The organism is Streptomyces sp. BJ20 (assembly GCF_022869105.1).
GTDB lineage: Bacteria > Actinomycetota > Actinomycetes > Streptomycetales > Streptomycetaceae > Streptomyces > Streptomyces griseoincarnatus.
This window is the reverse complement of sequence record NZ_CP094918.1, coordinates 1,536,523-1,561,926: the sequence shown is the minus strand read 5'-3', so window position 1 is coordinate 1,561,926 and position 25,404 is coordinate 1,536,523. Positions and strand designations below refer to the sequence as shown.

At 71.8% G+C, this 25,404-nt stretch carries 22 protein-coding genes; 2 read left to right on the top strand and 20 right to left on the bottom strand.

The genetic code is table 11. The features are described 5' to 3' along the window. Positions 1-128: 128 nt before the first annotated feature. From MTR79_RS07340 to MTR79_RS07285, 12 genes are all read right to left on the bottom strand, one after another. Positions 129-437: a DUF2469 domain-containing protein gene (locus MTR79_RS07340; RefSeq protein WP_003993268.1), complete on the bottom strand. Its 309-nt coding sequence runs from the start codon at positions 435-437 to the stop codon at positions 129-131. Between the two features lie 53 nt (positions 438-490). Beyond that, the gene (locus MTR79_RS07335) at positions 491-1,018 is read right to left on the bottom strand and encodes an NUDIX hydrolase (protein ID WP_048459326.1); all 528 of its coding nucleotides are present in this window, start codon (positions 1,016-1,018) and stop codon (positions 491-493) included. Continuing rightward, positions 1,008-1,781 (bottom strand): signal peptidase I, encoded by a 774-nt coding sequence (lepB, locus tag MTR79_RS07330; protein WP_244789569.1) that lies wholly within the window; start codon positions 1,779-1,781, stop codon positions 1,008-1,010. Before lepB (MTR79_RS07330) ends, MTR79_RS07335 begins: the two co-directional genes overlap by 11 nt. Before the next feature lie 77 nt (positions 1,782-1,858). Further along, entirely contained in the window at positions 1,859-2,827 is a 969-nt protein-coding gene (gene lepB / locus MTR79_RS07325) for a signal peptidase I (protein ID WP_086703956.1), read from the bottom strand. After that, positions 2,715-3,815, bottom strand: a complete 1,101-nt coding sequence (lepB, locus tag MTR79_RS07320) for a signal peptidase I (protein ID WP_086703955.1) — start codon at positions 3,813-3,815, stop codon at positions 2,715-2,717. Before lepB (MTR79_RS07320) ends, lepB (MTR79_RS07325) begins: the two co-directional genes overlap by 113 nt. Then, entirely contained in the window at positions 3,808-4,551 is a 744-nt protein-coding gene (gene lepB, locus MTR79_RS07315) for a signal peptidase I (protein WP_122213714.1), read from the bottom strand. Before lepB (MTR79_RS07315) ends, lepB (MTR79_RS07320) begins: the two co-directional genes overlap by 8 nt. A gap of 45 nt (positions 4,552-4,596) precedes the next feature. Continuing rightward, positions 4,597-4,947, bottom strand: coding sequence for a 50S ribosomal protein L19 (rplS, locus tag MTR79_RS07310; protein ID WP_048459331.1), 351 nt, complete (start codon positions 4,945-4,947; stop codon positions 4,597-4,599). 130 nt (positions 4,948-5,077) lie between these two features. Continuing rightward, positions 5,078-5,911 (bottom strand): tRNA (guanosine(37)-N1)-methyltransferase TrmD, encoded by an 834-nt coding sequence (gene trmD, locus MTR79_RS07305; protein ID WP_086703286.1) that lies wholly within the window; start codon positions 5,909-5,911, stop codon positions 5,078-5,080. Continuing rightward, positions 5,908-6,471 (bottom strand): ribosome maturation factor RimM, encoded by a 564-nt coding sequence (gene rimM, locus MTR79_RS07300; protein ID WP_086703288.1) that lies wholly within the window; start codon positions 6,469-6,471, stop codon positions 5,908-5,910. Before rimM ends, trmD begins: the two co-directional genes overlap by 4 nt. An 83-nt stretch (positions 6,472-6,554) precedes the next feature. Then, positions 6,555-6,794, bottom strand: coding sequence for an RNA-binding protein (locus MTR79_RS07295; RefSeq protein ID WP_003973401.1), 240 nt, complete (start codon positions 6,792-6,794; stop codon positions 6,555-6,557). A 2-nt stretch (positions 6,795-6,796) separates the two neighbouring features. Next, positions 6,797-7,216, bottom strand: coding sequence for a 30S ribosomal protein S16 (gene rpsP / locus MTR79_RS07290; RefSeq protein ID WP_048459334.1), 420 nt, complete (start codon positions 7,214-7,216; stop codon positions 6,797-6,799). 283 nt (positions 7,217-7,499) lie between these two features. Beyond that, positions 7,500-8,096: a hypothetical protein gene (locus MTR79_RS07285; protein WP_048459335.1), complete on the bottom strand. Its 597-nt coding sequence runs from the start codon at positions 8,094-8,096 to the stop codon at positions 7,500-7,502. A 585-nt stretch (positions 8,097-8,681) separates the two neighbouring features. Between MTR79_RS07285 and MTR79_RS07280 the strand changes: the two genes are divergently transcribed. Continuing rightward, positions 8,682-9,536, top strand: a complete 855-nt coding sequence (locus MTR79_RS07280; protein ID WP_244789568.1) for a methyltransferase domain-containing protein — start codon at positions 8,682-8,684, stop codon at positions 9,534-9,536. 80 nt (positions 9,537-9,616) lie between these two features. On the opposite strand, the gene ffh is transcribed toward MTR79_RS07280, so the two are convergent. From ffh to MTR79_RS07255, 5 genes are all read right to left on the bottom strand, one after another. Beyond that, positions 9,617-11,167: a signal recognition particle protein gene (gene ffh, locus MTR79_RS07275; protein ID WP_048459337.1), complete on the bottom strand. Its 1,551-nt coding sequence runs from the start codon at positions 11,165-11,167 to the stop codon at positions 9,617-9,619. A gap of 144 nt (positions 11,168-11,311) precedes the next feature. Then, positions 11,312-13,807 (bottom strand): [protein-PII] uridylyltransferase, encoded by a 2,496-nt coding sequence (locus MTR79_RS07270; RefSeq protein ID WP_086703291.1) that lies wholly within the window; start codon positions 13,805-13,807, stop codon positions 11,312-11,314. Between the two features lie 29 nt (positions 13,808-13,836). Further along, positions 13,837-14,175, bottom strand: a complete 339-nt coding sequence (locus MTR79_RS07265) for a P-II family nitrogen regulator (protein ID WP_006130453.1) — start codon at positions 14,173-14,175, stop codon at positions 13,837-13,839. After that, on the bottom strand, positions 14,172-15,512 hold the full coding sequence (locus tag MTR79_RS07260) for an ammonium transporter (protein WP_086703292.1): 1,341 nt from the start codon (positions 15,510-15,512) through the stop codon (positions 14,172-14,174). The genes MTR79_RS07265 and MTR79_RS07260 overlap by 4 nt, the downstream gene beginning before the upstream one ends. A 346-nt stretch (positions 15,513-15,858) precedes the next feature. Next, a complete protein-coding gene (locus tag MTR79_RS07255) occupies positions 15,859-17,355 on the bottom strand; it encodes a hypothetical protein (protein WP_048459340.1) in 1,497 nt (498 codons plus the stop codon). A 449-nt stretch (positions 17,356-17,804) separates the two neighbouring features. On the opposite strand from MTR79_RS07255, the gene MTR79_RS07250 reads away from it, so the two are divergent. Beyond that, the gene (locus MTR79_RS07250) at positions 17,805-18,470 is read left to right on the top strand and encodes a bifunctional DNA primase/polymerase (RefSeq protein WP_048459341.1); all 666 of its coding nucleotides are present in this window, start codon (positions 17,805-17,807) and stop codon (positions 18,468-18,470) included. A 107-nt stretch (positions 18,471-18,577) separates the two neighbouring features. On the opposite strand, the gene ftsY is transcribed toward MTR79_RS07250, so the two are convergent. From ftsY to smc, 3 genes are all read right to left on the bottom strand, one after another. Next, positions 18,578-19,780, bottom strand: a complete 1,203-nt coding sequence (gene ftsY / locus MTR79_RS07245) for a signal recognition particle-docking protein FtsY (RefSeq protein WP_086703293.1) — start codon at positions 19,778-19,780, stop codon at positions 18,578-18,580. Positions 19,781-20,094: 314 nt separating this feature from the next. Continuing rightward, positions 20,095-21,513, bottom strand: coding sequence for a sugar porter family MFS transporter (locus MTR79_RS07240; protein WP_189366121.1), 1,419 nt, complete (start codon positions 21,511-21,513; stop codon positions 20,095-20,097). A 207-nt stretch (positions 21,514-21,720) separates the two neighbouring features. Beyond that, complete coding sequence (smc, locus tag MTR79_RS07235; RefSeq protein ID WP_244789567.1) at positions 21,721-25,353, bottom strand: chromosome segregation protein SMC; 3,633 nt, start codon at positions 25,351-25,353, stop codon at positions 21,721-21,723. Positions 25,354-25,404: the final 51 nt, after the last annotated feature.

The window sequence follows — 25,404 nt, the reverse complement described above, 5'->3', positions numbered from 1 at the left end:
CCGTGCACAACCCGGCGACTGTGGACAACCCCGCCACCCGCGAGGGTGAACCTCACGGCCTTCAGCCACGGCCTCACGTCTCACGGCCTTCAGCCACAGCCTCACGTCTCACGGCCTCAGCCACGGCCTCAGCCGCTCGGCAGCTCCAGATCGCTCTTGTTGAGCTCCTCGATGTTCACGTCCTTGAACGTGAGCACCCGCACCTGCTTCACGAAACGGGCCGGCCGGTACATGTCCCAGACCCAGGCGTCCGCCATGGAGACCTCGAAGAACACCTCACCCTGCACCGAGTGGACCTGCATCTCGTAGTCGTTGGTGAGGTAGAAGCGCCGCTCGGTCTCGATCACGTATTTGAACAGACCGACGACATCGCGGTACTCCCGGTAGAGCTTCAGCTCCATCTCGGTCTCGTACTTCTCGAGGTCCTCGGCGCTCATGGCATGTTCCCCTTCAGCCGTGCGATCCCACCATTGTGCGCCAGTCCCGCAAGTCACCGGACGATTTCGGTGTCCAGGGTGACGGGCGCGGCCGGGGGGCCCTCGTCGAGCAGTGTCCGCAGCAGCCCGGCGAGCTTGGTCGGGTACACCGTCTCACGGGCGTGGAGCAGTTCCGGGCAGGTCCACCAGCGAGCTCCGGCGACACTGCGCCGTTCCAGCTCGGTCAGGGCCGTCGCGGCGGTGGCCGTCTGTGTCGTACGGGCCAGGTAGTACCACTCGTCCTGGTCCCACTGGCGGCCCGCGAACGGGAAGGAGCAGCGCCGCCGCCACAGCACGGGGCCGAGGTCGACGTCGGTGATGCCGGTCTCCTCGGCGAGTTCCCTGAGGGCGGCCTGTTCACGGGTCTCGTCGCCCTCCACGCCGCCGCCGGGCGTGAACCACCAGTCCGTGCCGGGGTCGTCCGGTTCATGGCCGTGGAGCAGCAGGATGCGGTCCTGGGGGTCGAGCAGGACCACCCGGGCGACCCTGCGCAGCCCGCCCGTGTACGTGTCCGGTGCGGCCGGCGCCGGCTCAGCGGCCACCGGTGCTCCCTGTGGCGCGCCGGGCCCGGGAGGCGGCCGCACGCTTGGCCAGCGGTCCGTAGGCGGCTCCCGCCAGCACCAGCACCGCCCCGCCGACCACCACGGCGAGCACGCTCGGCAGCGGTCCCGGCGTGGAGAGAGGGCCGAGAGCCTGGAAACCGGCGGGCTTGGCGAGCATGCCGTCCATCGGCCAGACGACGGCGTCCACGCGGGCCTGGACGGCGTCGCGGGCGACGGTGCCGCTGGCGGCGTCGGTCAGGTGGGCCGTGGAGTCGACCGACCCGGAGCGCTCGTCGCCGAGCAGGAACAGGCGTCCCTTCGGCACGGTCACCTCGGGGAAGACGGCGGACCGCGCCATCGGGTCGTCGGGGAGATACGGTTCGTCGATCTCCTTGCCGTTGACCGTGAGCTTGCCGTCCTCGCAGCAGGAGACGGTGTCGCCGCCGACGGCGACGACCCGCTTGACCATGGGCGCGTTCGACCAGGTGGCGTCCCGGAAGACGACGACGTCGCCCCGGCGGACCTCGCCGCCGTCGACGCGCTCCGCCAGCACCCGCTCGCCGGCGTCGATCGTCGGGGCCATGGAGGTGGTCGGCACGGTGTAGGGCAGGTAGACCACCGCTCCCCAGGCGAACCCGCCGAGGAACAGCACGAGCCCGAGCGCGACGGCCACGTTGGACAGCACCTGCCCGGTCCGGCCGCTTCGTGCCGTGCCGGAACCGCCGCTGCCCGGGACCGTACGCGTCGTGCTCTGACCATTCATGGGCGGCACCCTACCCGGCGGTACCCGGGCGGGTCAGCCCTCCCCGCGCCCTCCCTCTCCCGGGCGGGTCCCGGCCGTCAGGCGCGACGGCGCCGCCACAGCGCGAACGGCACCGCGCCGGCCAGCGCGAGCGCGGGAGGCGCGACCGTCAGGGCCGCCGCGTCCTGCGCCGGGGTGTTCAGACCGGGCTGGTCGAACGTGTCCGGGACGGGCAGGTTGGTCCAGCGGTTGATCGGCCAGGCGATGACCACGGCACGGCCGACGACCTTGTCGACGGGGACGAAGCCCTGGTTGTTGTCGGCCGTGTTGTAGCGGGAGTCCCGCGAGTTCTGCCGGTGGTCGCCCATGACCCAGATGTGGCCCTCGGGGACCTTCACCTTGAACTGGCCGCCCTGGTCGTCCTGGCTGCACGGGGTGTTGCCCGGGTAGACGTAGGGCTCGTTGAGCGCCTTGCCGTTCACCTTCAGCGGGCCGGTGCCCTTGCACTCGACCGTGTCGCCGCCGACGCCGATGACCCGCTTGATCAGGTCCTTCTCCTCCGCGGACGGCATCAGGCCGATGAAGCTGAGAGCCTTCTGCAGCGGGTTGGGGTCGGGGGTCGGCTCGCCCGCCAGCCAGTTGTCGGGGTCGTGGAAGACGACGACCTCGCCGCGCTCGGGCTCGGAGCCGAACCACGGGGTCAGCTTGTCGACCAGGACCCGGTCTCCCCGCTGGAGGGTGTTCTGCATCGAGTCGGAGGGAATCGAGAACGCCTGGACGAGGAACGTCTTGATCAGCAGCGCCAGGACGAGGGCGATACCGATGAGGATCGGCAGCTCCTTCCAGAAGGAGCGCTGCTGCTTCTTCGGCCGGCCATGCTCCGGGCCGTCCGGTCCCTGACCGCCCGTCCGCGTCCCGTCCTCGTTCACTCCGCCGTCCTCGACCGCACGCCCGTCATTCCCGGAGAAAGCGGCGTGGTCCGGGTCCGGGTCGCCCGGCCCCGCGGGGCGTCCGCGGTGCTCCTCGCCTCCCTGACCGGACCGTGCGCCTACCGCCACATCCCCCACGCCGACTCCTCACTCTCTGCCGCCGCCCGCGCCATGCCCGGCGCAGGCCCACCACTCCCATAACGAGCGGGAGTTCCGCAGGGCTCGGGAGCTGGACCATCTCTTCACGTTGGCCGGGATCGTCCGGGGCAACCCTATGCGACGGCGGCGCCCCGGCGATCGACCCGGGCGCCGAGTCGGACACGGAGGCGTACGTCGTGGGTTCGTCGAGCGTGTTCCAGTGGCCGAGGGGCCAGGCGATGACCATGGCGCGGCCCACCACCTCGTCCTCGGAGACGGTGCCGCCGTAGTCGGTGTCCTGGTGCGAGCGGGAGTCCGCGGAATTGGCGCGGTGGTCGCCCATCACCCACAGGCGGCCCTCCGGCACGGTGACGTCGAAGGGAGTCAGCGAGGGGGCGTTGCCGGGGTAGAGGTAGTCCTCGTTCAGGGGGACGCCGTTGACGGTGACGCGGCCCTGGGTGTCGCAGCACTGGACGCGGTCGCCGCCGACACCGACGACCCGCTTGATCAGGTCTTTCTCGTTCTCCGACGGCAGCAGACCGATGAAGGTGAGGCCCTCCTTGATCTGCTTGATGCCGACCGGGTCCTCCTTCTTCACCGTGGTCCGCTCGTCCTGGAGCCAGCCGCCGGGGTCCTTGAACACGACGACGTCACCGCGCTGCGGCTTGGACCCGAACCAGGGGGTGAGCTTGTCGACGAGGACGCGGTCGCCGATCTGGATCGTCTGCTCCATGGAGCCGGACGGGATGACGAACGCCTGCACGAGGAACGTCTTCAGCACCAGCGCGATCAGGACGGCGACGCCGATGAGGAGCGGGATCTCCTTGACGGCGCTGCGCCTGCGGCGGCGCTTGACCTTGCGCTGGAGCTTGCGACGCTCGGCGCGGGTGCGGCCGGAGCCCCGGGCTACGGCCCGGCGGGACCCGGTGGGCAGCAGATTCTCGGCGGCGCTCTCCGGCACCCCGCGAGGCTTGCCGCGGTTACCCATGGCCGCCTCCCGTCGGAGCTGCCGCGTGCGCGGATGCCTCCCCCGCCGGCACCTTCGCGTACGCATCCGTCGGTTCCAGGCGGCCGGCGCGGCCGAACGGCCACACGACGCCCTCCGCACGCCCGACGACCTTCTCCACCGGCACCATCCCGCCACCGGGCGACCCGAGACGGTCACGCGAGTCGCTGGAGCTGCCGCGGTGGTCCCCGAGGACGAACAGCCGTCCCTCGGGCACGACCACGTCGAACCGCACCGTGGAAGGGCTGTCGCCGGGGAACAGGAAGCCCGACTCGTCGACCGACCGGCCGTTCACCCGGATCCTCCCCTCCCCGTCGCAGCAGACGACATGGTCCCCGCCCACCCCGACAACCCGTTTGATGTAGTCGGCGTCACCGAAATACCCGGTGCCGTCGAACACAATCACGTCGCCGCGGGCCGGCCCGTCACCGAAGGTGTATGCCAACTTGTTTACGAGAACGCGGTCCCCGACCCTCAATCCCTTCTCCATCGATCCGCTCGGGATCTCGAAGGGGCGCGCCACGAACACGTTGACCGCCAGCAGGAACAGCAGGCAGAGCAGCAGGGTCAGGGTGATCCGCCCGCCGGGCAGCCCGTCCGCGAAGCGCGACACCAACGCGGAACGCGACCGCCCCTCCGGCCCCGGCGCGCCCGAGGAGTCCTCGGGGTCCGGGGGGAGGGAGCGATCGCGCTCCGTCGGCTGTGCTTCGGTGTCCATCGGGGCCAGATGCTATCCGGCCGCGATATGACGCCGGTAAAGCGCTCAGTTCTCGCGCTTCTCCTTGATCTTCGCGGCCTTGCCGCGGAGGTCACGGAGGTAGTACAGCTTGGCGCGGCGGACGTCACCCTTGGTGACGAGCTCGATCTTCTCCACGATCGGGGTGTGCACCGGGAAGGTGCGCTCGACGCCGACGGAGAAGGAGACCTTGCGGACCGTGAAGGTCTCGCGCACGCCGGAACCCTGGCGGCGGATCACCACGCCCTTGAACTGCTGCACACGGGAGCGGTTGCCCTCGATGACGCGCACGTGGACGTTGACGGTGTCGCCGGGACGGAAGCCCGGGACGTCGCTGCGGAGCGACGCGGAGTCGACGGAGTCGAGCAGGTGAGACATCGTGTCTGCTTTCTTCGCTGATGCCGCAGGTCATCAACGGCACTAGGTAACGGATCGGGCTGCGCGATGCGGGGCGGGCGTCGTGTCCCCCTGCGGCAGGGGCGCTCGCCTGACGGCGCACAACAGCGGCCTATTCTTCCACGCCGCCGGTCCTGCGCCAAAATCGGCCGTACGGCTCGCCCTCAGGGTCCGGTTCCCAGCCGAGGATGGACAGCATCTCCCGGTCCTTCTTGTCGAAGGCCTTGGGATCGCAGCGCTCGATGAGGTCGGGGCGGTGCGTGGTGGTCCGTCGCAGTGCCTCGTCGCGCCGCCAACGGGCGATCTTCCCGTGGTGGCCGCTGAGCAGCACGTCCGGGATCTCCCGGCCGCGCCAGACCGGTGGCTTGGTGTGGACGGGGCCCTCCAGCAGGTTGGCCATGGCGCCGGGCGCGAAGGAGTCGTCGCGGTGCGACTCGGCGTTGCCGAGGACGCCCGGGAGCAGCCGCGCCACCGCCTCGGTGATCACCAGGACCGCGGCCTCGCCGCCGGCCAGGACGTAGTCGCCGATGGACACCTCGTACACCGGCATGCGGGTGGCGTACTCGTCGACGACGCGGCGGTCGATGCCCTCGTAGCGGGCCGGGGTGAAGATCAGCCAGGGCCGCTCGGAGAGGTGGACGGCCAGTTCCTGCGTGAAGGGGCGGCCGCTCGGGGTGGGGACGATCAGCGCGGGCCCGTGCGAGCCGCGCTCGTAGCCGTCCGCCAGGACCGAGTCCAGCGCGTCCCCCCAGGGCTCGGTCTTCATGACCATGCCGGGTCCGCCGCCGTACGGGGTGTCGTCGACGGTGTTGTGCCGGTCGTACGTCCAGTCGCGCAGGTCGTGGACGTGCACGCCGAGCTGTCCGCGGGCGCGCGCCTTGCCGACCAGGGAGACGTTCAGCGGGTCGAGGTACTCGGGGAAGATCGTGACGACGTCGAGCCTCATCGGGCGTCGTCCCCGGTCCCGGCGGCGTCACGGGAGGAGGCGACCTCGGCGCGGTCGTCGATCAGGCCGGGCGGCGGGGTGATCACCGCGCGCTGCTCCTCGAGGTCGATCTCGGCGACGATCTCCTCGACGAACGGCACGAACACCTCGCTGCCGTCCGGGCGCTCGACGACGAAGAGGTCCTGGGTGGGCAGGTGGGAGATCTCGGTGATCCGCCCGACCTCCTCGCCCTCCTTGGTGACGACGTCCAGGTCGATCAGCTGATGGTCGTAGTACTCGTCCTCGCCCTCGGGCAGTTCCTCGGGGTCGACGTCGGCGATCAGCAGGGTGTTGCGCAGGGCCTCGGCGCCGGTGCGGTCGTGGACGCCCTCGAAGCGCAGCAGCAGGCGGCCGCTGTGCACCCGGCCGCTCGCGATGGTGAGCGGCCCGGCGGAGGCCGGGTCGGTGGCCAGCACGGCGCCGGGGCCGAGCCTCAGCTCCGGCTCGTCGGTGCGGACCTCGACGGTGACCTCGCCCTTGATCCCGTGGGCGCGGCCGATGCGCGCGACTACCAGCTGCACGGTGTTCGTTCTCCTGTCATACGACTGCGGGCCGGGGACGGCCCAGTGGCCCTCCCCGGCCCGAGCCGGTGCTGCTTACGGCGTCAGCGGACGTGGTCCACGTCGACGAGGTCGACACGGACACCGCGGCCGCCGATGGCGCCCACGACGGTACGCAGAGCGCGTGCGGTGCGGCCGTTGCGGCCGATCACCTTGCCGAGGTCGTCCGGGTGGACCCGGACCTCGAGCACGCGACCGCGACGCAGGTTGCGCGAGGCGACCTGCACATCGTCAGGGTTGTCGACGATGCCCTTCACGAGGTGCTCGAGAGCCTCCTCGAGCATGCTCAGGCCTCGGTCGACGCGGACTCAGCGGGGGCCTCGTCCTTCTTCTCAGCCTTCTTCTTCTGGGTGATCGCCTCACCCTTGCCCTCGTCCTCGCCGCCGATGGCCTCGAAGGACGGGCGGGCGGGCTTCTCGGGCTGCTGCAGCAGAGGCGCCGGGGCGGGCTCGCCCTTGAACTTCTGCCAGTCGCCGGTCTTCTTCAGGATGGCGAGCACGGGCTCGGTCGGCTGGGCGCCGACGGAGAGCCAGTACGCCACGCGGTCGCCGTCGACCTCGATCACCGACGGGTTGTACGTCGGGTGGTACTTGCCGATCTCCTCGATGGCCCGGCCGTCACGGCGGGTACGGGAGTCGGCGACGACGATGCGGTAGTGAGGCGAACGGATCTTGCCCAGACGCTTCAGCTTGATCTTGACTGCCACGGGAGTGGGTTCTCCTGGATTTGACGTGGTTGGGCACGGCGGGAAGGCCGCGTGGGGTTGCGGTACCCGAGTGCCCGATGGACGCGTCAGCCGGAGGAGAGAGGGGTCCTGTGCGGCTGTCGAGTACAGCTAGCCATTGTGCCACACCCCGAGGGGCCGGACGGCCGCGGGGTGAGGGCACGTGGGCACGACGAAGCGGCACCCGGCGCGAGCTGCTTTTCGCGTCGGGTGCGCCCGGTGGCCTGCGGGGCCGAGGCCCCGGCACCCACGAGGTGCCGGGGCCTCAGCTCGCCGCGACGACTTCCGGAATGCGGAACGGCTTCCCGCAGCCGCCGCAGACGATGGGCGCCTGCGCCAGCACGGACGGGACGACGCGCACGTTGCGGCCGCAGTCGCAGACCGCCTTCACACGCACCCCTCCGCCGGACGAGCCGTGCCGCGCGGCCGGACCGCGGAAGCTGCGGGAGGTGTCGCCCGCCGTCGCCGCCGTGTGGGCCTTGAGGGCACGCTGGAGCCGCTCCGTCGTCGGGCGGTACCGGCGCTTCGCCTCGGGGGTGAGCGTGACCAGCGAGAAGCCGCTGCTCGGGTGCGGCTCCTCGGGGTGGTCCAGGCCCAGCTCCTCGGCGATGGCCAGGAACCTGCGGTTGTGGTACCGCCCGGCTCGGGACGTGTCGCGCACGCCGCGCGCGGCGGCGATGCCGTGGACTGCCTCGTGCAGCAGTCGCTCGAAGGAGAGTTCGTGCCCGCACGCGGACGACGACTCTCCGATCAGGGACTCGGGCGCGGCAAGATCGGGCAGTTCGGGGTGGTACCGCTGAATGTCGGCCCACGCCTGTGCCAGCTCTGCGGCGAGAACAGGTGGTGTCTGTGTCGTGCTCACGTAATGACAACGAGCCTGGGTGCCTCTGTGTTCCGATTCCGGGGCATCCCAAATATTTTGCACGTACCCGTCAGTTGCCACTCATGCGTCCTGACGAACACGGGTGCGCCGATCTGCGGAGAAGCCTCGCAGCTCACCGCAAGGTGGTGCGTAGGCTGACGTACGCCCCCGCGTGTATCCGGTCTGTACGCGCCGGCGCGCGTGCGCCCCACCGACGCGCAAGAGCCCTTTCGGACGCCCTCGCGGTGGAAGGCTGCGTCCGGTTCACCCGGAACGCCGTGACGGCAGAACCTACCGGGCCCGCCCCCGCCAGCGCGAACCGGGCCTCCCTTGACCCCCGGCGCCCCGCCGCCGATGGCCGGAACCGTTCCGCGGACCGTCCCCGCCGTGACGTGCCGGGCGGCCCCTGATTACCGGAATGTGAATTCTTGCCACTGGCACGAGCAACTACCAAACGGCCGCCCCCTTCCACTGGACGACACGTCGAGGGCGGAGTTACCTGGCATACGGGGGGTGTGCGGGCGCACTGCACGGGGGCCAGGAAACGGCACTGCGGCAACTCTCGGCTGATTGGGGCGCTTACCTATGACACCTACGCTCGTGCGGCAGCACCCGTCACGCACGGGGGCGGCCCCGCGCGTGGACCTGCGGGCACGCGCGCGTGACTGGTCCGAGATCCAGGAGCGGATGCTCGTACCGCTCTACGAAGCGGTGTACGAGCGACTCGACGTGGGCCCCGCGACCCGGCTGCTGGGCCTAGGCTGCGGCTCAGGACTGGCCCTGCTGATGGCGGCCTCCCGCGGCGCGGCGATCACCGGTGTGGACACCTCGTCCGACCGGCTCGCCCTCGCCCGGGAACGGCTGCTGCCGGACGAGCGGGACACCCCCACCCGGACGGACGCCCGGATCGTGCGGGGCTCCCCCGCCGAGGCGGCCTCCGCCGACGCCGCCGGGTACACCGTGGTGACCGCCTTCGAACCGATCGGGTGCCTCGCCGGCGACGCGGAGGGGCTGGGCGACCTGCTCGCCGAGGCGCTCCCGCTGGCCGGGCACGGGGCGGCCGTGGTGCTGGCCGGCTGGGGTCCGCCCGAGCGCTGCGCCACCTCCACGGTGCTGCGGGTCGCCGCCAAGCTGGCGGAACCGCTGCGCGGCGCTGACGCCTGGCGGCCCGCCGAACGCGACGACCTGGAGCGGGTCGCCGAGCGCGCGGGCCTCCGGCCCGACGGCTCAGGACGGGTGGCCTGCCCCTTCGGCTACGCGGACGCCGACAGCGCCGTACGGGGCCTGAGGTCGACGGGGCTGTTCGACCCGGCGATCACCGCCACCGACCAGGTGCAGGTCGACAAGGAACTGGCCGAGGCCCTCCACCCGTACCAGCGCGCGGACGGCACCGTGTGGATGCCGAACGTGTTCCGGTACCTCGTGGCGCGCGTGCCCTGACGCGCGCACGGCACGCGGAAACGCCGCAGGGGCGCCTCCTCCGACGAGGAGAGCGCCCCTGCGGCGTTCGTGCGCGGGCCTCAGCCCATGAACTTCTTGAACTCGTCGGGCAGCTCGAAGTCCTTGCCGCCCTGCTGCGGGAGCCCGAAGGCGTTGCCGCCCTCGGCCGCCGCGGCCCGGCGCGCGGCCTCCTCCTGCTCCTGCTGCTTGCGCTTCATCGGGTTGCCCGAGCGCTGCTTGCCCTTGGCCTGCTTCTGCTTCTTCTTCGTCCGGCCGGGGCCGCCGCCCATGCCCGGCATCCCGGGCATCCCCGGCATGCCGCCGCCCTGCGCCATGCGGGACATCATCTTGCGCGCCTCGAAGAACCGCTCGACCAGGTTCTTCACCGCGCTGACCTCGACACCGGAGCCCTTGGCGATACGGGCGCGGCGCGAGCCGTTGATGATCGCCGGGTCCTGGCGCTCCCCGGGCGTCATCGACTTGATGATCGCGGCGGTGCGGTCGACGTCCCGCTCGTCCAGGTTGTTGATCTGGTCCTTGATCTGGCCCATGCCCGGGAGCATGCCGAGCAGCTTGGAGATGGAGCCCATCTTGCGGACCTGCTCCATCTGGGCGAGGAAGTCGTCCAGGGTGAAGTCCTGGCCCTTCTTCGACGCCAGCTTGGAGGCCATCCGCTCGGCCTCTTCCTGGCTGAACGTCTTCTCCGCCTGCTCGATCAGGGTGAGCAGGTCACCCATGTCGAGGATGCGGGAGGCCATCCGGTCCGGGTGGAAGGCGTCGAAGTCGTCGAGCTTCTCACCGTTGGACGCGAACATGATCGGCTTGCCGGTCACCTGCCGGATCGACAGGGCGGCACCACCGCGGGCGTCACCGTCGAGCTTGGACAGCACCACGCCGTCGAAGCCGACGCCGTCACGGAAGGCCTCGGCGGTGTTGACCGCGTCCTGGCCGATCATCGCGTCGACGACGAAGAGGATCTCGTCAGGGCTCACGGCGTCCCTGATGTCCGCGGCCTGCCGCATCAGCTCCTGGTCGATGCCCAGGCGGCCGGCGGTGTCCACGATCACGATGTCGTGGACCTTGGCGCGGGCGTGGTCGATGGAGTCCTCGGCGACCTTCACCGGGTCGCCCACGCCGTTGCCCGGCTCGGGCGCGTAGACGGCGACGCCCGCCCGCTCGGCGACCACGCTGAGCTGGTTGACGGCGTTGGGCCGCTGGAGGTCGGCGGCGACCAGCAACGGGGAGTGGCCCTGGTCCTTGAGCCACTTGCCGAGCTTGCCCGCGAGGGTGGTCTTGCCGGCACCCTGCAGACCCGCGAGCATGATCACGGTCGGGGGCTGCTTGGCGAAGCGGAGGCGGCGCGTCTCCCCGCCGAGGATCTGGACGAGCTCGTCGTTGACGATCTTGAGAACCTGCTGGGCTGGGTTCAGCGCCTTGGAGACCTCCGCGCCGAGCGCACGCTCCTTGACGTTCTTGATGAACGAGCGGACGACGGGCAGGGCCACGTCGGCCTCGAGGAGGGCGATGCGGATCTCACGCGCCGTGGCGTCGATGTCCGCCTCGGACAACCTGCCTTTGCCGCGGAGGTTTTTGAAAGTCGCGCTGAGGCGGTCGGAGAGGGTATCGAACACGGTGGCGTCGGTCCTCGAGGTCGGGGGCGGAACTGGGCTGCCCTCCAGGGTATCCGGCCCCGCAAGCAAATCGCCCCCGCCTGCCGTGGCCGGCGGCAGGGGGCGAGGCCGTGCCGCACATGCTTCCGTGCGGCACGGGGGGGGTCACACCCGTAGTGCCTCCTCCAGCTTCCCTGCCACGGCCACCGCCTCTTCACCCGGCAGAGGCACACCCTGCTCCTGCGTCACGTAGAAGACGTCCACCGCGTTCGCCCCCAGCGTGCTCACATGCGCGCTCCGCACCCGTACCGCCGTGTCCTCCAGCGCACGCCCGATGCGGAACAGCAGGCCGGGGGCGTCCTGTGCGCGGACCTCGATGACCGTGGCGTGCCGGGACGCGGCCGGGGCGACCGTCACCCGCGGGGGCGGGGCGACCACCCCGCGGCGCCTCGGGTACGCGGCGTCCCGTTCGGCGAGGCGGCCGGCGATGTCCAGGCTGCCGTCCAAGGCGCGGACCAGGTCGGCGCGGAGCCGGGCGGCCTGCGGAAGCGAGCCGTACTCGGCGGCGACCCGCCAGTCCAGCAGCAGCACGGAGCCGTCGACGCCGTCCGGGAGATCCAGCGAGCGCAGCTCGGCCGTGCGCACCGTCAGCCGGTGCACGGCGAGCACGCCGGCCACCGCGGGCAGCACGCCCGCCTGCTCGGGCACGGCGATCAGCAGCTCCACCCCGAGCGGTTCCGGGTCCCCGGAGGGCTCGGCGGGCGGCTCGGTCTGCGCCCGCAGGGACAGCACGGGCGCGCCGGTGGCGACGGCCTCCAGGGCGAGCCGCTCGTGCTGCGCGGTGGGCGCGGCCTCCTCCGGGTCGGACGGGGCCTGGCCCGCGAGCACGGCGGCGACCCGTTTGACCAGGTCGGCGACGAGTGCGGCGCGCCAGGACGACCAGGCCGCCGGTCCGGTGGCGAGGGCGTCCGCCTCGGTGAGGGCGTGCAGCAGCTCCAGCGTGCCGGGGGAGCCGACGGCCTCGGCGACGGAGCGCACGGTGGCGGGGTCGTCGAGGTCGCGCCGGGTGGCGGTCTCGACGAGCAGCAGGTGGTGGCGTACGAGGGTGGCGATCACGGTGACGTCGTCGGCGTCGAAGCCGATGCGGGCGGCCACGTCCCGGGCGATGACCTCGCCGGCCACCGAGTGGTCGCCGGGCCAGCCCTTGCCGATGTCGTGCAGCAGGGCGGCGATGAGCAGCAGGTCGGGGCGGCTGACCCGGCGGGTGAAGGCGGAGGCGCGCACGGCGGTCTCGATGAGGTGCCGGTCGACGGTCCACAGGTGGACGGCGTTGCGCTGCGGGCGGCATCGCACCCGGTCCCAGTCGGGGAGCAGCAGGCTGATCAGGCCCTCGGCCTCCAGCGCCTCCCACACGTCGACGGTGGGCCGGCCGGAGCCCAGCAGGGTGAGGAGCTGCTGGCGGGCCTCGGCGGGCCAGGGCGAGGGGAGGGCGCGGGCGCCGGCGGCCATGCGGCGTACGGCGTGCAGGTTGAGGGGGAGGCCGGCCTGGGCGGCGGCGGCCGCGGCGCGGAGCGGGAGCACGGGGTCGCGGTCGGGGCGCGCGGCGCGGGCGAGCACCACCTCGCCGTCCTGCTCCACGACCCCTTCGGCGAGCGGGGACCGCTCGGGCGCGGGCTTGCCTCCGCCCAGCGCCCTCCCGTCGCCCGCCACCGCCCTTCTGAGGAAGTCGCTTCGCTCCCTTGCCAGTTTCCGCAGCCGGGGCCGTACCGAGCGGGAGCGCAGGACGCGGCCGACCTCGCGCCAGGTGACGTCGCCGGCGTAGGCGATGACCCGGGCGGCCTCGTAGACCTGGCGGAGCAGGGCGTCGGCGTCGAGCAGGCCGAGTTCGGCGGCGACCTGGTCCTGTTCCTGGAGGGCGAGCCGGTCGGTGGCGCGTCCGGTGGTCAGGTGCAGGGCGTCCCGTACGTCGAGGAGGCGGCCGCGGGCCTCGGCGAGCCCTTCGCGGGGGGCGTCGGCGAGCCAGGAGGCGGCCACCGCGCGCAGGGCGGTGGCGTCGCGCAGTCCGCCGCGGGCCTCCTTGAGGTCGGGTTCGAGGAGGTACTGCAGTTCGCCCTGGCGTGCGGCGCGCTCCTCGCACAGCTCCCGCAGGGCGGGCAGCCGCTTGGGGGCCTGGTTGCGCCAGTCGGCGAGGACGGTGGTGCGCAGGGCGGTGGTGAGGCCGAGGTCGCCCGCGACGTGCCGGGCGTCCAGCAGGCCGAGCTGGACCTTGAGGTCCTCCCCCGCTGTCCTGCGGGCCTCCGTCGGGGTGCGGACGGAGTGGTCGAGGGCGAGGCCGAGGTCCCAGACCGGGTACCAGAGGCGGTCGGCGAGCTTCGAGACGGTCCCGGGGTCGCTGCCGTCGTGGAGCAGCAGCAGGTCGAGGTCGCTGCGCGGGGAGAGTTCCGCGCGTCCGTAGCCGCCTACGGCGACGAGGGACACCCCGCGCGCTGCGGGGGCGCCGGCCGCGAAGAGTCCGGCGAGCCATTCGTCGGTGAGGCCGGCGAGCGCGGAACGGCGCGGCGGCCCGGACCGCGCCTTCTCGTTGAGAAGGCGCAGCCGGGCCGCCGCGTAGCCGCCGGGTCCCGAGTCCTCTGCCTGATGGTGCATGTCCGTCCTCGTCACCCGGCGACTCCTGTTCGGTCGGTCTGCTGTCAGAGCGCGTCCGGGCCGCGCTCGCCGGTCCGGACCCGTACGGCCGTCTCGACGGGGATGGTCCACACCTTGCCGTCGCCGATCTTGCCGGTGCGGGCCGCCTTGACGACGACGTCGACGAGCTGTTCGGCGTCGTCGTCCTCGACGAGGACCTCGATGCGGACCTTGGGCACCAGGTCGACGGTGTACTCGGCGCCGCGGTAGACCTCGGTGTGGCCGCGCTGGCGGCCGTAGCCGCTGGCCTCCGTGACGGTCAGACCGTGCACTCCGAAGGCCTGGAGGGCCTCCTTGATCTCGTCGAGCCGGTGCGGCTTCACGACGGCGGTGATGAGCTTCATGCGTCCACCTTCTTGCTCTCGGCCGGGACGGCGGGGCTGCTGGCCGGCGTACGGGCCGCGCCGCCGCCCGCGCCGCTGAAGTCGTATGCGGTCTCGGCGTGCTCGGCCTGGTCGATGCCGGCCACCTCCTCGTCCTCGGAGACTCGCATACCCATGGTCTTGTGGATCAGGAGGGCCAGGACCGCGGAGGCGACGAAGGAGTAGGCGAGGACACCGAAGACACCGGCGCACTGCTTCCAGAACTGGTCGAGACCGCCCCCGTAGAAGAGGCCCGCGACGTCGGACTGGCCCTTGCCGGTGGCGAAGAAGCCGACGAGCAGGGAGCCGATGATGCCGCCGACGAGGTGGACGCCGACGACGTCGAGGGAGTCGTCGTAGCCCAGCTTGTACTTGAGGCCGACGGCCATGGCGCACAGGACACCGGCGATGATGCCGATCGCGATGGCGCCGAGCGGGGAGACCGCGCCGCCCGCCGGGGTGATGGCGACCAGACCGGAGACCGCGCCGGAGGCGGCGCCCAGCGTGGTGAACGCGCCGTGGCGGATCTTCTCGTAGGCGAGCCAGCCGACGACCGCGGCACCGGTGGCGACCTGGGTGTTGACGAACATCAGCGCGCCGACGCCGTCGTCGTTGCCGAGCCACGAGCCGGCGTTGAATCCGAACCAGCCGAACCACAGCAGACCGGCGCCGAGCATGACCAGCGGGAGGCTGTGCGGACGCATCGGGTCCTTCTTGAAGCCGATGCGCTTGCCGATGACGAGGATGACACCGAGGGCGGCCGCACCGGCGTTGATGTGCACCGCGGTACCGCCGGCGAAGTCGATGACGCCGAGCTCGAAGGCCCAGCCACCGGATCCCCAGACCCAGTGGGCCACCGGGAAGTAGACGACGGTGACCCACAGGGCGACGAACAGGGCCCACGCGGTGAACTTCACGCGGTCTGCGAGGGCACCGCTGATCAGCGCGGGCGTGAGGACGGCGAACATCAACTGGAAGACCAGGAAGACGAACACGGGGATGGTGTAGCCGTCCCACAGCTCGGTCAGGCCGATGTCGCTCAGGCCGACCCAGTCGGAGTTCCAGCCGACGAGGCTGCCCTTGTCGTCGCCGAACGCGACGGAGAATCCGTAGAGCACCCACAGGATGGTGACGATGCCCAGGCTGATGAAGCTCATCATCAGCATGTTCAGCGTGCTCTTGACCCGGACCATGCCTCCGTAGAAGAAGGCCAGACCGGGGGTCATGAGCATCACCAGGGCGGAACAGATGAGCATGAACCCTGTGTTGGCGGCGGACAGCGTGGGCGCGTCTGCTGCCAGGGTGATGGCTTGTGCCATCGGCGTCTCCTCGTCGTTGGTACGGCCCCGTGCGGGCGAAGCCTTGAGCGGATTGAGGGGTGGGCCGGTTATGCGCCATGAGATTGGCGCAGCGCCGTTTCGGTGGAAGCCCCTCGTTGTTTCGCCGCCGTGACGAAGGCACCCGGCGTGTTACGGGTCGGTGAACCGCCGGATCCGGGGTGCGCCGATCGTTATCGTGGCGCAATCTTCGGTGTACGGCGGGCAACCGCGGCCGGGGAGACACACGACCGGCCGCGGCCGGCCTTCCGAATGACTGGCATGGGGGAGCCGAGTCGGGCAGTTCGGGAGGGCCGGCCGCGGCCGGGGTCCAGGGTGTTTCGGCGGGTCAGACCGCCTGGGCGGTCTCGGGCAGCTCGACCGCGAGCCGCTCGGTGAGTTCGACGACCTCGGCGAGCTCACCGAAGTCGCGCACGGCGGTGTCGACGGTCTTTCGGATACGAGTGTTGACGCGCTCGGAACGGACCTTCTTGGCCGCCTTGATGGCCTCGGTGGCGAGAACCGTGCTCTGCTCGGCCTCGCGCTGGAGGAGATGGACCGTGGCCATGCCGATCAGGTTGAGGGCGTAGGAGCGCTGGTGCTCGCCGCCCTCCTGGCCGAACAGCTCCACGGCCCGCTTCATCAGCGGCTCGGCGAGCGAGGCGTAGGTGGGGCTGCGGCCCGCGACGTAGGCGAGGTCGCGGAAGGAGTGGCTGTTCTCCGCGTACAGCTCGGCCTCGGAGAAGAAGCGGATCCAGTCGGGGTCCGGCTCGTCCCACTCGTCGGCCTCGGCGAAGGTGTCCTCTGCCATGCGGACGGCGCGCTTGCAGCGGCCGGGCTGGCCCATGTTGGCGTAGGCGCGGGCCTCCATCGCATACAGCATGGACTGGACGCGGGGACTCGCGCAGTCGCGGCTGCCGTACTGGGCGAGGTGGATGAGCTCCAGGGCGTCCTCGGGGCGGCCGAGGTGGATCATCTGGCGGCTCATGTTGGAGAGGACGTAGGACCCGAGGGGCCGGTCGCCGGCCTCCTTCGCGGCGTGCAGGGCGAGCACGAAGTACTTCTGCGCGGTGGGCTGGAGCCCGACGTCGTACGACATCCAGCCGGCCAGTTCGGCGAGCTCGGCGGCGACCTTGAACAGCCGCTTGGTGGTGGCGTCCGGCTGGGGCTCCTGGAGGAGGTCGGTGACCTCGTGGAGCTGGCCGACGACGGCCTTGCGGCGCAGTCCGCCGCCGCACTGGGCGTCCCACTGCCGGAACATCACGGTGGTGGTCTCCAGCAGGTCCAGCTCCGGCTTGGAGAGCCGGCCGCGGGCGCGCGCCGAGGAGGGGGCGACGTCCGGCTCGGGCCTGGGCAGCGGGCTGGACGGGGAGGGGACGAGCCAGCGCTGCATGGGCTCGATGAGGGACGGGCCCGCGGAGAGGGCCAGCGAGCTCCCGAGGAAGCCGCGCCGCGCCAGCATGAGGTCGCTGCGCGAGAACTCGCTGAGCAGGGCCACGGTCTGCGGGCCCGTCCAGGGAAGGTCGACGCCGGTCGCGGAGGGCGCCGGGCGTGTGGTGCGCAGGCCCAGGTCCTCCACGGAGACGACGACACCGAAGCGCTCGGAGAACAGCTCGGAGAGGATGCGCGGGATCGGCTCGCGCGGGTTCTCCCCGTCCAGCCAGCGGCGCACCCGGGAGGTGTCGGTGGAGATGTGGTTGGCGCCCAACTGCCGGGCTCTGCGGTTCACTTGGCGGGCGAGCTCACCCTTGGACCAGCCGCTGCGGACGAACCACGAGGTGAGCAGCTCGTTCGGGCGCTTCTCCGCACTCGCAGAACTCGTCCCGCCACCGCCGTTGCCGCTCACTGGAACGCCCCCATCCCTGAACACCACTTGCCGCTGAGTGCGCCAAGCCCTATCAGAATGCCGGTAGTTGGGGCCGCCCGTCCGGCGGTTGCCACCCTCCGAACGTAAAGCCGAGTTGCCTCCGGCATACCCACGCGTGCATGTGCCCCATCCAAGCCGTGCACACACAGTAACCCTATGATCACCCGTCCCACCATGGCGGAACCTCAATCGCCACCATTCGCCACCCCTTCGAATGAACGCACCGTCGCCGTCCCGCGATTGACTTGACACAGGGCGGACAAGAGTGGATGCAGCGGTGCACTCCGAGGCGCGCGAACACCCACCGCACCACCCCACGCACATCGAGGCGCTGGTTGGCTCAGGTCGCACCCGGGAAGCCGGAAACAGAGAGTCACACTCTGCGTCCGCTACGTAACCACCGGTACGTCGGACCCGTTGGAGGGGGCATGGGCTTCACGATCGGCATCAGTCGGGGCATCCGTGACATCCGGTCCGGCTCGCGGCGGCGCGGCCGCTCCTCGGACGGCACGGTCGTGGCGGAGTACACGGGACTGTGGGGCTGGGACGTGGTGCCGGGTGTGCGCGCCGTCGCCGGGTCCTGCTCCTGCGGCCGCGCGGGCTGCCGGGCGCCGGGCGCCCATCCCCTGGAGCACGCGCCGGTGATCCGCGCGGGCGCGCCGCTGGACGAGGTGACCGCCCTCTGGTCGGAGTTCCCGGGCGCCTCGGTGATGCTGCCCGTCGGGCAGGCGTTCGACGTGATCGAGGTGGCGGAGCCCGCCGGATGTCACGCCCTGGCGCGGCTGGAGCGGATGGGCCTGCCGGTCGGACCGGTCGCCGCCACCCCGGACGGCCGGGCCCAGTTCTTCGTCGCCCCGGGCGCCGCGGCGGCCCTGCCGGACCTGCTGTACCGCATGGGCTGGGACGACCCGGGCGCCCTCGACCTGCGCGGCCTGGGACGCGGGACGCACGTCACGGCGCCGCCGTCGGACCGCGCCGGCCTCGGCCCGGTGCGCTGGCTGCGCTCCCCCGCCCTGGACTCCGCCTCCCGTCCTCCGGAGGCCCGGCTGCTGCTCGGCACACTGGCGTACGTGGCGCACCGCTCGGGCACCTGACGCCCTTCCCGCTCGCGCGCCCGCCCCTCCCGGTACGGCGAAGCGCCCGTCCCCCGATCGCTCTCGGGGGCGGGCGCTTCCTCGCGTACGGCCGGACGGCTCGGGGGTCATTCCCCCAGCAGGGCGTCCACGAAGGCCTCGGGCTCGAACGGCGCCAGGTCGTCCGCGCCCTCGCCGAGCCCGATCAGCTTGACCGGGACGCCCAGCTCGCGCTGGACGGCGACGACGATGCCGCCCTTGGCGGTGCCGTCGAGCTTGGTGAGCACGATGCCGGTGATGTCCACGACCTCGGCGAAGACCCGCGCCTGCACCAGACCGTTCTGGCCGGTGGTGGCGTCGAGCACCAGCAGCACCTCGTCCAGCGGGGCCTGCTTCTCCACGACCCGCTTCACCTTGCCGAGCTCGTCCATGAGGCCCGTCTTGGTGTGCAGCCGGCCGGCGGTGTCGATGAGCACCGCGCCGGCGCTCATCTCCTTGCCCTCCTTGACCGCGTCGAACGCGACGGAGGCCGGGTCGCCGCCCTCAGGACCGCGCACGATGTGGGCGCCGACCCGCTCGCCCCAGGTCTGCAGCTGGTCGGCGGCGGCGGCGCGGAAGGTGTCGGCGGCGCCGAGGACGACGGTGTTGCCGTCGGCGACCAGGACCCTGGCGAGCTTGCCGGTGGTGGTGGTCTTGCCGGTGCCGTTGACGCCGACGACCATGACGACGCCGGGGCCTCCGTCGGGGTTCTCGGTGTGCACGGTGCGGTCCATCTGGGGACCGACCAGCGTGATCAGCTCCTCGCGGAGCAGCGCGCGCAGCTCCTCGGGGGTGCGGGTGCCGAGCACCATGACCCGCTCGCGCAGCCGCTCGACCAGCTCCTGGGTGGGCTGGACGCCGACGTCGGCGGTGAGCAGGGTGTCCTCGATCTCCTCCCAGGTGTCCTCGTCCAGGTGCTCTCGGGACAGCAGGGTGAGCAGGCCCTTGCCCAGGGCGTTCTGCGACCGGGACAGCCGGGCGCGCAGCCGGACCAGACGGCCGGCGGTGGGCTCCGGGATCTCGATCTCGGGAGCCTCGGCGGCGGGCGGTTCCTCGATGACGACGGGACCGGCGCCCGCCGGAAGATCAACCTCCTCGATGGTGCGCCGCGGTTCCTCCCGCGGCGTCTCGGCCTCTTCGCCGACGTGCGGCTCGGCCGGCGGGGCGGTGATGTCGGGCGCGGCGGGCGGCGGCGGGGGCAGCGGCTTCTTGCGCCGGCTCCCGACGATCAGCCCGCCGAGCGTGCCGAGCACGACCACGGCGATGACTACAGCAAGGATGACGATGTCCATAACCCGTCCAGTATCAGCCATGCTCCCCCCACGCCCCCCATACAGACGCGCGCCGTCCGAGGCGCGACAGGGGCGCGGGGAACTGCGCGCTCAGCCCCGGCGGACGCCGCACCTCACAACTCCACGGCAACCGCCGCTCCCTGAGAGCCGCGGGGAACTGGGCGATCAGCCCTCACCCACCCGCACCTGCCCCGGACACGCCGCCGCCCCGGCTCGGACAACACCGAACCGGGGCGGGTGGGGGGTGGCGCACACGAGGGGCGGGGCAGCGGGGAGGTGACCCCACCCCTCGGGTCCAAGGGGGCAGAGGGGCGTCAGCCCATCTCCTCCAGCCGCTTGCCCTTCGTCTCCTTCACGAACTTCAGCACGAACGGAATCGACAGCGCCGCGAACACCGTGTAGATCACGTACGTGAAGGACAGGTTCCAGTCCGCCAGCGACGGGAAGCTCGCGGTGATCGCCCAGTTGGCGATCCACTGAGCCGCCGCGGCCACACCGAGCGCCGCCGCCCGGAGCCGGTTCGGGAACATCTCGCCGAGCATGACCCACACGACCACACCCCACGACAGGGCGAAGAAGAGGACGAAGACGTGGGCCGCGATCAGGGCCACCCAGCCCTGCGTGGCGGGCAGCTGACCGTCGACGAGGTTCGAGGAGAACGCCCAGGCCTCGAGCGCGAGACCGATCACCATGCCGACGGAGCCGATGATGGCCAGCGGCCGGCGGCCGACGCGGTCGACGAAGATCATCGCGATGACGGTGCCGACGATGTTGATGATCGACGTGGTGAACGAGTAGAAGAACGAGTCCGACGGGTCGACGCCGACCGACTGCCACAGCGTGGCGGAGTAGTAGAACGCGACGTTGATGCCGACGAACTGCTGGAACACCGAGAGGCCGATGCCGACCCAGACGATCGGCTTGAAGAAGAAGCTCCCGCCGAGCAGGTCCTTGAAGCTGGACTTCTCCTCGCGGCGCATGCCGGTCTCGATCTCGGTGACGCGCGCGTCGAGGTCGACCTCGCTGCCCTCGACCTCGGAGAGGATCTGGCGGGCGCGCTCGTGCTTGCCGACGGAGATCAGGTAGCGGGGCGACTCGGGGATGGCGAAGGAGAGCAGCCCGTAGAGGACGGCGGGGATCACCATGACGCCGAGCATGACCTGCCAGGCCTCCAGGCCCATCAGCTCACCGCGCTGGTCGCCGTCGGCGGCGTTCAGGATGCCCCAGTTGACGAGCTGGGAGACGGCGATGCCGATGACGATCGCGGCCTGCTGGAAGGAGCCGAGCCGGCCGCGGTAGGCGGGCGGGGCCACCTCGGCGATGTAGGCCGGGCCGATGACGGAGGCCATGCCGATGGCGAAGCCGCCGACGACCCGCCAGAAGGCGAGGTCCCACAGCGCGAAGGGCAGCGCGGAGCCGACGGCGCTGACCGTGAAGAGGACCGCGGCGATCTGCATGCAGCGGATGCGTCCGATGCGGTCGGCTATCCGGCCGGCGGTGGCGGCGCCGATGGCACAGCCGATCAGCGCGATGGCGATGACCTGGGCGAGCGCGGCGGAGCCGACGTCGTAGCGGTCGCGGATCGCCTCGACCGCGCCGTTGATCACGGAGCTGTCGTAGCCGAAGAGGAAGCCGCCCATGGCGGCGGCAGCGGTGATGAAGATGACATGCCCGAGATGTTCGGGGTGAGCCGTCCTGGCTCCTGACGCTTGTGCCTGCGCGGTGCTGGTCACGTGTACTCCTCGGGCCACCGGCAACATCGCCGGGTGGGGGGTCAGCCCTTCAAGGTTTCTGCCATAGGCACCTGAAGGTAAAAACAACATTGCAGAGACTATGTCTTCAATTCTTGAAGTCAATAGGTCGTCGGCTGTGAGTTACGAGACGCAGGAGCCCGGGGTCGGACCCACCAAGGGTTCACATCTTGAAGAGTTTGAGCCGCTTCAGCGCAGACGCTGGCTGATGACCTTGGACACGCCGTCGCCCTGCATGGAGACGCCGTACAGCGCGTCGGCGACCTCCATGGTGCGCTTCTGGTGCGTGATCACGATCAGCTGCGAGGCCTCCTGCAGCTCCTGCATGATCCGGATCAGCCGCTGGAGGTTGGTGTCGTCGAGGGCGGCCTCGACCTCGTCCATCACGTAGAACGGGCTGGGCCGCGCCTTGAAGATCGACACGAGCAGCGCCACCGCGGTCAGCGACCGCTCGCCGCCCGACAGCAGCGACAGCCGCTTGACCTTCTTGCCCGGCGGACGCGCCTCGACGTCCACGCCCGTGGTGAGCATGTTGTCGGGGTCGGTCAGCACCAGGCGTCCCTCGCCGCCCGGGAAGAGCCGCGAGAAGACGCCCTCGAACTCCCGGGCCGTGTCCCGGTAGGCCTCGGTGAAGACCTGCTCGACGCGTTCGTCGACCTCCTTGACGACCTGGAGCAGGTCCGCGCGCGTCTTCTTCAGATCCTCCAGCTGCTCGCTGAGGAACTGGTGGCGTTCCTCCAGCGCCGCGAACTCCTCAAGGGCGAGCGGGTTGACCTTGCCGAGCTGCTGGTAGGCGCGCTCGGCGGCCTTCAGCCGCTTCTCCTGCTCGGCCCGCACGAAGGGACGGGGCTGGTTGCGCGGATGCTCCGGATCCTCCGGAAGCTGTTCGCCGTCGGCGGGGGGCGAGGGCGGTACGAGCTGGTGCGGGCCGTACTCCCCCACCAGCCCGGCCGGTTCGACACCCAGTTCCTCCAGCGCCTTCGCCTCCAGCTGCTCCATCCGCAGCCGTTTCTCGGCGCCGAGTACCTCCCCGCGGTGAACCGAATCCGTCAACTTGTCGAGTTCCGCCTTGAGATCGCGTCCCTCGCCGCGGGCGCGGGCGAGTTCCTCCTCGCGGCGGGCCTTGGCGGCCTCGGCGGCGGTGCGCTCCTCGGCGGCGCGGGACAGGGACACCTCGACGTGCGCGAGCAGCTGGCGGGCGCCCGCGGCGACGGCGGCGGCGACCTCCGCCTCGTGGCGCAGCCGGGCGCGACGCTGCTCGGCACGCGCGCGTGCCTCACGTTCCGCGCGGGCGGCCCGGTCCAGGGAGTCGGCCCGCCCGGCCAGCCCCTTCACCCGCTCCTCGTGCGTACGGACCTGGAGGCGGGCCTCCATCTCGGTCTGGCGGGCGTTGGCCCCGTCGGCGGCGAGCCGGTCACGCACGGAGGTGTCGGGCTCCTCCTCGAACGGCAGCTCCTCGGCCGCCTCGAGCCGCTCGGCCAGTTCTTCCACCTCGGCGAGCGCCTTGTCGAGGGCCTCCTGCGCGCGTTCGGCGGCGGCACCGGCGCGTTCGGCCTCTCCGGCGGCGCCGCGCGCCTGTCCGGCGAGGCGGCCGAGCTGCTGGGCCACGGCGGACTTCTCCCGGTCGGCGGCCCGGCGCCGCTCCCCCAGCTCCTCCACGAGGGCCGCGCACTCCCGGCGCCGGGCCGATGCCGCCTCCTGCGCCTCTGCCAGCTCCTCGCAGCGCACCCCGAGCTCCTCCAGCTCGGCGGCGGCCTCGTCGACGGACGCCTGCACCTCCAGCAGGCTGGGGGCGCCGGCCGAGCCGCCGTGCGCGAAGTGTGCGCCGAGCAGGTCGCCCTCGGCGGTGACGGCCGTGAGGCCGGGCTTGGCGTGGACGAGTTCCTCGGCGTCCTCGAGGGTGGTGACGACGACGGTGTTGTGCAGGAGCCGTCGTACGGCCGGCATGAGGTCGTCGGGGCCGCTGACGAGGCGCTCCGCGGGGAGGGGGGTGCGCGCTCCGAGCAGGAGGGCTCCGGAGGGAGTGGCGGGTGCGGGTGCTTCGTGGCTGGACGCGCCGTTCCCCGCGCCCCCGGAGGGGACTTCGTGCGCGGTGTCGGGGAACGGGCCGGCCAGGAGGAGAGCGGCCCGGCCCGCGTCCTGTTTGCGCAGGAGCCGGATCGCGTCGGCCGCGGCGGACGGGGAGGAGACCGCGAGGGCGTCCGCCGCCGCGCCGAACGCGGCCGCGAGCGGTACCTCGTAGCCGGGCGTCACCGTCAGCAGTTCCGCGGCCGGGCCCAGCAGCCCGGTGAGGCTGTCCTTCGCGCCGAGCAGCGCGCCGGTTCCGTCCTTGCGGCGCAGGCCGAGCGCCAGGGCCTCGTGGCGTGCCTGGGTCGCGGCGCGTTTCCGCTCCGCGGCGGTGACCGCCTCGCGCGCGGCGGTCAGGGCGGCCTCGGCCTCGGCGAGTCCGCGCTTGGCCTCCTCGTGCCGCTCGGCGAGTTCCGCGTCGCCCGCGTCGAGTCCGTCGACCTCCGTCTGGAGGGCCTCGTACTCCTCCTGGGCGGCCACGGCGCGCTGCCGTGCCTCGTCGCGGGCGGCGGCGAGGCGTTCGATCTCGGCCTGGGCGGCGGCGGCGCGGGAGCGGGCGGCACCGACCTGGCCCTTGAGCCGGGCGAGACCTTCGCGCCGGTCGGCGATGGCGCGGGCGACGTCCTTGAGGCGCCGTTCCTCCTGGGCGAGTTCGCGCTCCAGTTCGGCGCGGTGGGCGACGGTGTCCTCCAGCGCGCGTTCTGCCGCCTCGAGCGCGGCCTCCAGTTCGGCCTCCTGCTCGCGGATGCGGGCGGCCTCGCGCTCCATGTCCTCGGGGTCCCGGCCGCGCCGCTCGTCGGGGGGCGCGGAGGTGGCGCTCTTCACGCGCGCGTCGGCCAGCGAAATGGTGCCGCGCACGCGTTCGGCGAGCTGGGAGAGCTCGTACCAGGTCTGCTGGGCGTTCTGCAGCCGCGGGGTGAGGCGGCGGACCTCGTCCTCCAGGAGCGCCTCGCGCTGGAGGGCCTTCCTCAGCTCGGCCTCGGCCGCCTCCTTGCGCTGTTTGAGGGCGGCCTCGTCGGCGATCTCGGCCTGGAGCGCCTCGCGCAGCGTGACGAGGTCGTCGGCGAGGAGGCGCAGGCGGGCGTCGCGCAGGTCGGCCTGGATGACGGCGGCGCGGCGGGCGACGGCGGCCTGGCGGCCGAGCGGCTTGAGCTGGCGGCGGAGTTCGTCGGTGAGGTCCTGGACGCGCGCGAGGTTGGCCTGCATCGCGTCCAGTTTGCGCAGCGCCTTCTCCTTGCGCTTGCGGTGCTTGAGGACGCCGGCCGCCTCCTCGATGAAGGCGCGGCGGCCCATGGGGTCGGCGTGCAGGACGGAGTCGAGCTGGCCCTGGCCGACGATGACGTGCATCTCGCGGCCGATGCCGGAGTCGGAGAGCAGTTCCTGGATGTCCAGCAGGCGGCAGGTGTCGCCGTTGATCTGGTACTCGCTGCCGCCGTTGCGGAACATGATCCGCGTGATGGTGACCTCGGCGTACTCGATGGGGAGGGCCCCGTCGGAGTTGTCGATGGTGAGGGACACCTCGGCGCGGCCGAGCGGCGGGCGGCCGGTGGTGCCGGCGAAGATGACGTCCTCCATCTTGCCGCCGCGCAGCGACTTGGCGCCCTGCTCGCCCATGACCCAGCTGAGCGCGTCCACCACGTTGGACTTGCCCGAGCCGTTCGGACCGACGACGCACGTGATGCCCGGTTCGAACCGGAGCGTGGTCGCCGAGGCGAACGACTTGAAGCCGCGGAGGGTCAGGGCCTTGAGGTGCACGCCGTCGGACTCTACCCGGCGGGCATGTCTCACTCCATGAGCGCGCGGTTT